We start from the raw sequence: 10,925 nt of genomic DNA on the forward strand, positions 1-10,925 counted from the left end.
GGCCAGGACGATGAGCTGGAAGGTGACGAGCACGTACTGGACGGTCTTGATCGTCTCCATTCCCCGGTAGGAGATCCAGCAGGCCGCCGCGATGAAGATCAGGGTGGTGACGATGTTGACCGGCAGGTTCAGGGTCAGATCGGCCAGCGCCTCATTGCCGGTGAGCTGGGCGAGCATGAGGTAGAAGAAGTCGACGGCGACGGCGGCCAGGTTCGACAGGACGATGATCGTCGCTGCGATGGCGCCCCACCCCGCCATCCAGCCGATCCACGGGCCGAAGGCCCGGGTGGCCCAGGTGAACGAGGTGCCCGAGTCGGGCATCGCCTTGTTGAGTTCGCGGTAGCCGAGGGCCACCAGGAGCATGGGGACGAAGCCGACGAGGAAGATGGCCGGCAGGTTCACCCCCACCTCGGCGACGGTGGGGCCAAGGGCCGCGGTCAGGGTGTAGGCCGGGGCAATGCTTGAGACGCCGATGACGACGGCGCCCAGCAGGCCGACGGCGCCCGCGCTGAGACCCTTCCTGCTCAGGCCTGTCCCCTGGCCGGTCGTGCGTACCTCTGTGCTCATTGGGTCACCTTCGTGAAGAGGGAACCCGGACCGGAAGCGGTGCCGGGTGGTGGAGCAAGGATGCTGCTGATGGTCTGTGCGGTGCGCCGGCCCATGCGGACCGCCCCGTCGACGTGCTGGTAGCCCTCGGCGGCGATGTCCGAGCATGACCAGTGGATCGGCCCTACGGGCGTGTGCTGGTGGCGGCCGTACCGGCTCAGCCCGCCGAGGTCGTAGCTAGAGGCGTAGGCCCCGCGCGTCCATTCCTCGGAGGCCCAGTCGGATTCGTAGTAAACCTCGGGGGTCAGGGCCTCGGGGCCAAGGAAAGCGGCAATGGATTCGAGGATCCGCTGCCTCCGCTCCTCAGGCGGCAGGTCGAACATCGCGTCGGCCTTCTCGTCGGAAACGAACCCGACGAGGGTTCCCCGCGCGTCGCCGTGGTTGGTGTTGTCGTACACCTCCTGCACGATGGAGCCCGCGCCGAACCCGGTGCCGGAGAGCCCTGCGGCGCGCCAGAACGGCGTGGCGTAAACGGCGTGGACCTTGATGACCAGGCCCAGCGACTGGTGCTGGTGCATCTGGTGCTGGAGCCGGGGCAGCGGCGGGTCGTAGGAGATCCGGGAGTAGAGGTTCGGCGGCACAGCCACGATGCAGCGCCGCGCGTGCACCGTGAGGCTCTCGGAGACGGCGGTGACGCTGGTGCCGTCGCCGCCGTCCGTCCCGCCGCTCCAGCGAAGGGTGCGGACCGGGGCATTGAGGAACACATCGTCGCCGAGCTCGGCCGCCATGCGCTTGGAGACCTCCTGCATGCCGCCGATTACCCGCTTGTCGAGGATGAAGCTCTCGTCAACGAGGTTGGAGAAGGATCCGGCGGTGGCGGCCATGAGCACTGCCTGCAGCGCCGAGAAGGCGTGGGCGGGCTTGGTGAGCATTCCGCCGGCGATGAAGAGCCCGATGTTGTTGCAGGCCTCCTCGTCGTCGGAATGCCGGCGCAGCCAGGAGGCAAAGGACTCGGTATCGAGCTCACGGGCGAGCGGGTGCTCCCAGGGCGCCTCGGGCCCGGCTTCCTTCACCAGCTCATCGAGCAGTGCCGTCAGGCGCTCCATCTCGGCACGGGTGCGCTCCCCCACCGGGAACCACTCCCCCGTATAGCGCCGAGCGGTGCCGTCGGCGCCGATGTAGACCGACTCCCCGTCCCGGTAGCGGGAGTAGGTCTCGAGGCCGAGCTCCCCGAGCAGGTCCTTCAGGGCGGTCTGGTCGGGTGAGACCCACTGCCCGCCGACCTCGAGGGTGGCACCGTCGATGACGTCGGTGTGGGTGCGGCCTCCGACCCGGTCCCTCGCTTCGAGGACAGCCACCGTGTGGCCGGCCCTGCGCAGTTCACGCGCGGCGGTCAGGCCCGATGGCCCTGCGCCGATCACGACGACGTCGCGTTCGATCGTTTTCATGGTCTCCTTACGGCGGCGGTGACGTCCGCCACAAAATGAATGGTATTCATTTACTGTGAGGACTTTAGCGAACCGGCCCGTCTTTGGGAAGAGCCGTAGGATAAATTCGAACAACGGATGGGAGCCGCTCGAATGACCGCAGCTGCGCAGGGAACACCGCGGCGCGCCGGACGGCCTCCGCGGGGGGTGCTCTCCCGGGAGCGCATCACCTCCGCCGCGGTTGCCCAGATCGCCGCCGAGGGCTATGAGGGACTCACCATGTCGGCACTGGCCCGCCGCCTCCGGGTCGCCCCCTCGGCCGTGTACAACCATGCGAGTTCCAAGCAGGAGGTGCTGCGCTGGGTGCAGGACCATGTGATGACCATGGTCGATTTCAGCGCCTTCGCCACCGAGCCGTGGGACGAGGCGGTCCGCCGCTGGGCGTGGTCCTACCGGGAGGTCTTCGCCCGGCACGCGCCCCTGGTGCCGGTCATCGCCGTCATGCCCGTCACCGATGCGGCGGAGACGCTGCGGATGTACGAGGAGGTCACCCGGGGCTTCCTGGCCGCCGGCTGGCCCGAGGAACGGGTGGTGCCGGCCATCGTGGCGCTCGAGTCCTTCATCTACGGCTCGGCGCTGGACGTCTCGGCTCCCAGCAACATCTTCGACTCGGGCGCACTGGGCCCGGAGTTCCCGGTGTTCACCTCGGCCGTCCGCAGCGCGGCAGGTGAAGGTGCGGGCGATTCCGCGGAGGGCGCGGGCAATGCTGCCGACGTTGCGTTCAGCACCGGCCTCGAGGCGCTCATCACCGGCCTGAAACGGCAACTCACGGAATGAGCCCGCGTCGGCACGCCGAAACTGCAGCACACCACGCTATCCCGGGCCCATAGCGTGGTTAAGTGCGCACTCGGCGGCAGGGCCGGCGCGCGCGGCCAGGGCTGCGATCAGGCCTGCGGTCAGGGCTGCGGTCAGGGCTGCGATCAGGCCTGCGGTCAGGGCTGCGGTCAGGGCTGCGCTGTGTAGGAGAAGTCCAGGTCCCACTCCCCCACGTCGTCCGCGTCCAGCTGCCAGACGTACTCGTTCTTGAGCTTGCGTCCGTCCGCCGTGAAGGGACCGGTCCGGTAGGGATAGAAGGCGATGGTCGGCAGGGTGGAGCCGGGTGCGGTCCGGATGGCGTTGTTGAAGTCCCCGTTCATCCGGCGCAGCTCGGCGAGCACGTACGGGCGGTACCGCTCGACGTCGAGGGCCCCCGACTCGCTGGCCTGATCGGTCAGCTGCAGTGCGACGTGCAGCTGACGGTTGCCCGCGGCGTCCTCGTAGCTGATCAGGCGGTGGTTCTCGACGGCGTCGAGCAGCTCCGGCTCGTTGTAGATGACGTCCCGCAGCGCATCGGGAGCCACGACGGCGCCGTTGAAGTCCACCGACAGATCGGAGCGGCCGTAGTGGAACAGCAGCGGCAGGTCCAGCAGCTGCTCGCGCAGGACGTCCTCAAGGCCGTACTCGCGCAGGATCGGCTTCAGCTCGCGCACCCGCATCACATGGCCGCGGTCGTGGATGTTGTAGCGGATCCGGGGATTGATGTTCTCCCGGCGCACGATCGTCACCAGCAGTTCGCCGGCGTCGTTGGTTTCAATCAGGTAGCCGTACGGATTGAACTGGAAGATCATCGGCAGCACGCCGTACTCCTCCTGCCGGGTGATGCGCGCCGCGAGCTCCGGGCTCCGGTCGACGGCCTGACGCAGGGCCACCGAGAAGTCCGTCTCGATGGCCAGGTTGATCTCCAGGTCGGAGGCGCCGTAGGAGCCGAACGCACCGTGCGTGTAGCGGTTGATGTGGGCGCGCATGTTCTCGCTGATGCCCTCGCCGCCGAACGCTGCGACGATGTCGTACTCCTGCCAGTCCAGCCGGGGGTCCTCGAAGAGGGCCTTAAGGAAGGGCGGGTAGCTCAGGATGATGTAGGTGAAGCCCGTGCCGAACTCCCGCATGGTGGAGATGATCTTGTCCTTGTCCGGGCCGATCGACTTGATCATGGTGACGTCGGTCAGTGACGAGGAGACATTCATGCCGGTGGCCCAGGCACCCAGGGAAAACGCGTTGAGGACGAACGGCTGCTTGTCCAGGGCAGCGGCGGTCCGGGCAAAGCCCAGCTGGAGCAGCTGGCGGGTGGCCTCGCGCTCGTCCGGACCCCGGACCCAGCTGGTCGGCACCCCGGAGCTGCCCGAGGATTCGTCAACCACCACTCCGCGGCGGGGCAGCCTCCCGTCCAGGCAGCGGTCTTCGGTGCTCCAGGGCCGGATATAGCTGTCCTTGTCCATTTCCGGGATCCGCGCGAACTCCTCCGAGACCCTGCCGTTGCCCGGGAGGCGGCCCGGGAAGTCCTGCTTTTCCAGGAACTGCCGGTAGGCGGGAACCCGTCGCGAAGCCAGCTCGAAGGTCCGCCAGGCGCGCCACCGCCCGAGCGTCCAGCGGAGCGACTCGATGCCGGGAAGCAGGAGCAGCTTGTGCGTGGAGACCCGGGGCATGAACAGCCGGACGAACCGCTCGTGCACGGCGAGGAAGGCGAAGATCGACAGCTTTTTCATGGGTGCAGCTCCTGGCCCGAGGGAAGAATCATTGCGGAGGCGGCGCGGCGGTGCGCCACCGGCGGGCGGGCGCTGTGGCCGAAGCGGAAGAGCATCCAGGCCATCCGCCCGTCGGACTCGGTGACGCCGGCGGCCTTCACGAACTCGGCGTGCGAGCGGGGATTGGTGATCACGGTGCCGAAAGGGTGCAGGTAGATATTGCGGCGGGTGAACCCCAGCCACACCTGCATGAACGTACGGCCGGCCTCCACATAGTCGGCCGGCCCGTCGAAGGGTCCCTCCAGCCACCCAAGCTGGCGCACCCCGCGCATGGTGTTCAGGTAGGTCCTGCGGATGAGAGCACCGATCACCGGCGCATCCCACAGCCCCCGGTTCCTCATGGCGAACCGCAGCACCGGTCCGGGCATCAGCATCGTTTCCGCGCTCAGGCCGTCGCCGCGCTCCTTCGCCTCGGCGCGCGAGAAACGGAGCCAGGTGAGGATTTCCCGGTGCACGGCATCGTTGCGCAGGTCGTCGAACAGCGTGGCCTGGTTGATGTGCACCAGCGCCCGGACGAGCGCGGGATCGCTGGAGCTGCGGAACACCTGCCCGTGCCGCCGGGCGGTGTCTTCGGCGTCGGCGACGGCAGCGGGCGCCACCAGGGTGTTGTCGTAGGGCCGGCGGGAGGTCTGCCGGGCCAGGAACGCCTCGTAGTCGGCTCGGTCGTTGGCATCGGGAGCCCGGGGCACCAGGGTGACTTCCCCGAGAAGGTGCAGCCGGTCCTGCGCCCCGAAGTCCATCTCACGGTGCTGGAGGTCTTCCCGGACCTCATATCCGCGGACCTGCGCGCAGACCCGGAGCGACTCGAGGAAAACGCCTGCGCAGACGTAGCCGAAGGGAATTCCATACGATTCCGCGGGCAGCCCTCGATCCAGATCATAATAAAGAGCCGCCTGCGTCGAGCTGCGCAGCCGGATTTTTATCGGTTGTGAATTGTGCGGTGACGGATATCGGTGGGCGTCCTCAAGAATGGCCCCCCATGCCTCGGATTCCAACATGCCCTCACCCTAGTGGTGCCTGTGGCTTCACGGACCTGATTTTCGGAAATAGTTTTCTGCGCGTAGTGACAGGAGTGACGGCAATTCAATGGTTCATCCCCTCCCCCGCCCGCCGAAACTGCAGGTCACCACGTAATTCCGGGCGAATAGCGGGGTTAAGTGCACTTTCGGCGGAGCGCTATTGAACCGAATACGCAGATCACCACGCCATCCCGGGGGAAGAACGTGGTGATCTGCGGAATCGCGGAGGCGCCGGCCCCGCGGATGTGTGTGGACGGCGCCGTGCGCTGACTTAGGCGGCGGCGCGGATGGCCCCTTCGAGGACATCCAGGCCGTCGAGCAGCAGTTCATCGCCGATGACCAGCGGCGGCAGCAGCCGGATCACGTTGCCGTAGGTGCCGCAGGTCAGGATGATGACCCCTTCCTTGAGGCACGCCGCCGCGATGGCCTTGGTGGCCTCCGGGTTGGGCGTGGTGGTCCCCGGCTTCACGAACTCGATGGCCAGCATCGCGCCGCGGCCGCGGACCTCGCCGATGATGCCGGCGTCGCCGAGCTCCTCCTGCAGCGCGGTGAAGCGCGGCACGACGATGCCCTCGATGGCGCGGGCGCGCCCGGCGAGGTTCTGTTCCTTCATGGTGCCGATCGCGGCGAGGGCCGCGGCACAGGCGACGGGGTTGCCGCCGTAGGTGCCGCCGAGGCCGCCGGGGTGGACGGCGTCGAGCAGGTCGGCCCGGCCGGTGATCGCCGACAGCGGCATGCCGCCGGCGATGCCCTTGGCCATGGTGATGATGTCGGGCACGACGCCCTCGTGGTTCACGGCGAACCACTCGCCGGTGCGGCAGAAGCCGGACTGGACCTCGTCGGCGATGAAGACGACGCCGTTGTCCTTGGCCCAGGCCGCGAGCGCCGGCAGGAACCCCTCGGCGGGAACGATGAAGCCGCCCTCGCCCTGGATCGGTTCGATGATGATCGCCGCGACCGAGTCGCCGCCGATCTGCTTCTCGATCATGGTGATGGCGCGCTGGGCCGCTTCCGCGCCGGTGATTGAGGGGTTTTCCTCGCGGTACGGGTAGCTCATCGGCATCCGGTACACCTCGGGGGCGAACGGACCGAAATTGGTCTTGTACGGCATCGACTTCGCGGTCAGCGCCATCGTGAGGTTGGTGCGCCCGTGGTAGGCGTGGTCGAACGCGACAACGGCGTTGCGGCCGGTGGCGAGGCGCGCCACCTTGACCGCGTTCTCCACGGCCTCGGCACCGGAGTTGAAGAGCACGGTGCGCTTCTCGAAGTCGCCGGGGGTCAGCTCGGCGAGCTGCTCGGCGACGGCGATGTACCCCTCGTAAGGGGTGACCATGAAGCAGGTGTGGGTGAAGTGCCCCACCTGCTCCTGGACGGCCTGCACGACGGCCGGGTCGGAGGCGCCGACGCTGGTGACGGCGATGCCCGAGCCGAGGTCGATGAACGAGTTGCCGTCGACGTCGCGGATGATTCCGCCGTCGGCGTCCGCGGCGTAGACCGGCACGCCGGAGGCCACCCCCTTGGCGACGACGGCGCCGCGGCGGGCGTCAAGGGCTGCGGACTGCGGGCCGGGGAAGGGGCCCGTCAGGTGCCGCTTCTGCTCCAGGCGGAAGGTCGGCTGAACTGCTGGAAGTGTTGTCATGGTGTCCCTCCTAGGCATCCAGCACGGTCATGACGTGCTTGATGCGGGTGTAGTCTTCGACGCCGTACATCGAGAGGTCCTTGCCGTAGCCGGAGCTCTTGAAGCCGCCGTGGGGCATCTCGGCGGTGAGCATGATGTGGGTGTTGATCCACACGGCTCCGAAGTCGAGGTCGCGTGAGGTCCGCATCGCGGTTCCGTGGTCGGTGGTCCACACGCTGGAGGCCAGGGCGTACTCGACGTCGTTGGCCATCTCGATGGCTTCGTTCTCGGTGAGGAACTTCTGCACCGTGATGATGGGGCCGAAGGTTTCCTTCTGGACGATGTCGTCCTCCTGCTTCGCGCCGGTGATGATGGTCGGCTCGAAGAAGTAGCCCTTGTCGCCGGCGCGCTTGCCACCGGTGGCGACGGAGCAGTGTGCCGGCAGGGCGTCCATGACGGCGTTGACGGCGTTGAAGTGGTTGATGTTGTTCAGCGGCCCGAAGTAGTTCTCGCTGTCATCCTGGCTGCCGGTCTTGAGCGTCTTGGTGTGCTCGACCATGGCGGCGACGAGTTCGTCGTGGGCCGCTTCCTGGACCAGGACCCGCGTGATCGCGGTGCAGTCCTGCCCGGCGTTGAAGAAGGCGAATTCGGCGATGGCCGCGGCGGACTTCTTCAGGTCGGCGTCGGCGAAGACGATGGCCGGGGCCTTGCCGCCCAGCTCGAGGTGTGCCCGCTTGAGGCCCTTGGCAGCACCGGTGGCCACTGCGATGCCTGCCCGGACGGAACCGGTGATCGAAACCAGGCCCGGGGTCTTGTGCTCGACCATGGCGGCACCGGTTTCCCCGTTGCCGAGGACGACGTTCAGCACGCCGGCCGGCAGGATGTCCTGCGTCAGCCGGGCGAGGACGAGGGTGGACTCGGGGGTGGTGTCGCTGGGCTTGAGGACGACGGTGTTGCCGGCGGCCAGGGCCGGCCCGATCTTCCAGACGGCCATCAGCAGGGGGTAGTTCCAGGGGGCGACCTGGGCGACGACGCCGATCGGCTCGCGGCGGACGTAGGAGGTGTGTCCCTCCAGGTATTCGCCGGCTGACTTGCCTTCGAGCAGGCGGGCCGCTCCGGCGAAGAAGCGCAGCTGGTCGGCTCCGGCGGAGACCTCCTCGGCGGCGATCATTTCGCGCACCTGGCCGGTGTTGCGGTGCTGGGCATCGACGAGTTCCTCGCTGTTCGCCTCAAGGGCGTCGGCGAGGCGCAGCAGCATCAGCTGACGCTGGCTCGGCGGGACGTGCTTCCACGAGGTGAAGGCCTGCTTGGCGGCGTCCATGGCGGCGTCGATGTCGGAGGCGACGGAGACCGGCGCCTTCGCAACCAGTTCACCGTTGGTCGGGTTGACGATGTCGAGCAGCTCGGTGCCGGCGGCGTCGACGAATTCGCCGTTGATGTAGTTCTGCAGGGTCTGGACCACAGCGTTCATCCCTTTCATTGCGGGGTTGGGCCGCCGCCGGTGCGGCCGAAATTGCCGGCGTTGCGGATTGGGCGCCAAATTAATGCTGACCCTATCCGTCGGTACTCACGGTTCACTAGGTACTCTTGCACAGGATCCTCCGGAATCCTTCATGCAGGCGCACAATTCAATCCTAGGACAGTTTCATGGCAATCTCCCTTGCAGATCTGCTGGCCGTCTCCAGCCTCCGGCTGGTCCCCGCCGGCGGCGCCCCCGCGTCGGACACGCCGATCGGCTGGGTCGCGGTGACCGAACTCGAGGATCCGCTGCCGTTCCTCAGCGGCGGCGAGGTGGTCCTGACCACCGGGGTGCGGCAGACGACTCCCGCCGCGCAGCGCCGTTTCGTGCGCCGGGTCTCCGAGGCCGGTGGCCTCGCCGTCGGCTTCGGGGTGGGCCTGTCCCATCAGCGCATCCCGCCGGCCCTGCTCGAGGAGGCGCACCGGGTGGAGCTGCCGGTCTTCGAGGTCCCTTACGAGACGCCCTTCATCGCCATTGGCAAGATCGTTGCCGATTCCCTCTCCGCTGAGCATTACTCGCGGCTCGAGGATCTCCTTCGGGGCCACCAGGTGCTCGCTGCGGCGCTGCTGGGGGGCGGCGGGCTGTCCCGGCTGCTCGAGGAACTGGCGGGCATGCTCGGCACGGACGTGGCCCTCTTCCAGTACGGCACGCGCATTGCGGGCGGACGGGCACCGGCCGGCACGGTGCCGGCCGCATCAGTGACGGGAGGATCAGTGACAGGGGGACCGGACCGGAGCTGGCACCGGGTTCCGGTGGCGACCGGGCTGAAGGACCGGTGCACCCTGGTCATCGCCGAGCCGTACGCCCCGGCCGCGATCGTCGACTATGCCCAGAGCCTGATCAGCGTGGAACTGAGCAACCAGGCCCGCCGCCGGGCGGGCGAACGGGTGACCGCCGGGCAGCTCCTGCAGGACATCGTGCGCGGCGCGCTCGCCGGGCCCGACGCCGTCGCCCGCCTGGGCAGCACCGGCCTGGACTGCACCGGCCGGCACGTGGTGGTGGCCGTGGAGGTGGCGTCGGGTCAGCGGAAGGCGCTGCGGACCCTGCCGCTGCCCGAGGACTGCGCCGGCGTCCTCACGGCCCTGCTCGATGAGCGGCTGCTCGTCCTGGCCCCCGAGCCGGACGGCGCCGGGCTGGGCACCCGGCTGGGCGCCTACCTCCACGCGGCGGGGTTCACGGCGCGGGTGGGCATCGGCGGCGCCTATGCCCAGCCCAACGGGCTGCGGTGGAGCTACTTCGAGGCGCGCGAGTCCCTGACCAGGGGCGGGCCGGTCAACCCGCCGAACCGGCTCAGCCTTACCTCGCTGCTGCTCTCCAGCGAGGACGTTCCCCTTGCCGATCTCGCCGCCGAGGCTTTGTCCCCGCTGGTCGACTTCGATGCAAAGCACGGCGGCGGACTGATCACCACCCTCGAGAGGTACCTCGCGCTCAACGGGTCGGTGGCCGCCGTCGCCGACGCCCTTCAGCTGCACCGCAATACCGTGCGCTACCGCCTTCAGCAGATCGCGGACCTCACCGGCTACGACCCGGCGGTCACCGCCGACCGGGTGCACCTCTACCTCGCCCTGAATGTGCGGGCGCTGCGGTAGCCAAGCGCAGGAAAAGCGCAGGTTCGTAAGGATTGGCCGAGTAAGTCCACAGCTTTACCGCAATCAGCGGACTGACCGGGGAAGCGGCGAATACCGTCGATGGAAGAGCTGGCGCTGGGCCTGCTCACCCGAAGTGAGGTATTCGTGAACGTTGTACAGAAGATCGCCGCTGCCGGTCTCACCGGCATGCTCGCACTGACCCTCGGAGCGGGAGCCGCAAGTGCGGCGCCGTCCGCCACGGCGAAGGCCAACCCCGTCGCCGCCGCCGCCAAGGCCAAGCCGGCCGGCACCTCCAACTCCACCGTCGCCAAGGCCAACCCGGTTGCTGCAACAGCCAAGGCCAAGGCTCCGGTTGCCGCTGCCAAGACCCTCGTCGCCGCCAAGGCGCCGGTGGCCACCAAGGCCAACCCCGTCGCCGCTGCCGCCAAGGCCAAGGCACCCGGAACGTCGAACTCCGAGGCGGCCCACCTGCACTCCAAGGGCTTCCAGAAGAACATCGACAAGCCGAAGCCTCCCGTAGTGGTCGTGCCGCCGGCACCCGCACCCGAACCCGCACCGGAACCCGCACCCGCTCCCGAGCCCGCAC

The 10,925-nt window shown here is 68.3% G+C and carries 8 protein-coding genes and 1 pseudogene; 3 read left to right on the plus strand and 6 right to left on the minus strand.

Features of this window, described 5'->3' with window-relative positions; all coding sequences use genetic code 11:
• Together QZX79_RS08025 and QZX79_RS08030 are read right to left on the minus strand one after the other, a co-directional pair.
• Positions 1–567 (minus strand): amino acid permease (locus QZX79_RS08025; RefSeq protein ID WP_294567339.1); only part of this gene is annotated, 567 nt, incomplete at its 3' end.
• Positions 564–1,994 carry an NAD(P)/FAD-dependent oxidoreductase gene (locus tag QZX79_RS08030; RefSeq protein ID WP_294567341.1) on the minus strand — a complete coding sequence of 477 codons (1,431 nt, stop codon included), beginning with the start codon at positions 1,992–1,994 and terminating at the stop codon, positions 564–566. The genes QZX79_RS08025 and QZX79_RS08030, both read right to left, overlap by 4 nt.
• A 132-nt stretch (positions 1,995–2,126) precedes the next feature.
• On the opposite strand from QZX79_RS08030, the gene QZX79_RS08035 reads away from it, so the two are divergent.
• Entirely contained in the window at positions 2,127–2,810 is a 684-nt protein-coding gene (locus QZX79_RS08035) for a TetR/AcrR family transcriptional regulator (protein ID WP_294567344.1), read from the plus strand.
• Positions 2,811–2,977: 167 nt separating this feature from the next.
• On the opposite strand, the gene QZX79_RS08040 is transcribed toward QZX79_RS08035, so the two are convergent.
• From QZX79_RS08040 to QZX79_RS08055, 4 genes are all read right to left on the minus strand, one after another.
• Positions 2,978–4,555 (minus strand): phenylacetate--CoA ligase family protein, encoded by a 1,578-nt coding sequence (locus QZX79_RS08040; RefSeq protein ID WP_294567346.1) that lies wholly within the window; start codon positions 4,553–4,555, stop codon positions 2,978–2,980.
• Entirely contained in the window at positions 4,552–5,592 is a 1,041-nt protein-coding gene (locus QZX79_RS08045) for a hypothetical protein (protein WP_294567349.1), read from the minus strand. The genes QZX79_RS08040 and QZX79_RS08045 overlap by 4 nt, the downstream gene beginning before the upstream one ends.
• A 292-nt stretch (positions 5,593–5,884) precedes the next feature.
• Positions 5,885–7,252, minus strand: a complete 1,368-nt coding sequence (gene gabT / locus QZX79_RS08050; RefSeq protein ID WP_294567351.1) for a 4-aminobutyrate--2-oxoglutarate transaminase — start codon at positions 7,250–7,252, stop codon at positions 5,885–5,887.
• Between the two features lie 10 nt (positions 7,253–7,262).
• Positions 7,263–8,702 carry a gamma-aminobutyraldehyde dehydrogenase gene (locus QZX79_RS08055; RefSeq protein ID WP_294567353.1) on the minus strand — a complete coding sequence of 480 codons (1,440 nt, stop codon included), beginning with the start codon at positions 8,700–8,702 and terminating at the stop codon, positions 7,263–7,265.
• A 176-nt stretch (positions 8,703–8,878) separates the two neighbouring features.
• Here QZX79_RS08055 and QZX79_RS08060 point away from each other — a divergent pair, with 176 nt between their 5' ends.
• A complete protein-coding gene (locus tag QZX79_RS08060) occupies positions 8,879–10,339 on the plus strand; it encodes a PucR family transcriptional regulator (RefSeq protein ID WP_294567355.1) in 1,461 nt (486 codons plus the stop codon).
• Positions 10,340–10,438: 99 nt separating this feature from the next.
• Positions 10,439–10,925: pseudogene (locus QZX79_RS08065) on the plus strand (hypothetical protein); the annotation flags it as partial.

The sequence above is a fragment of the uncultured Arthrobacter sp. genome (assembly GCF_902805515.1).
Taxonomy (GTDB): Bacteria; Actinomycetota; Actinomycetes; order Actinomycetales; family Micrococcaceae; genus Arthrobacter_D.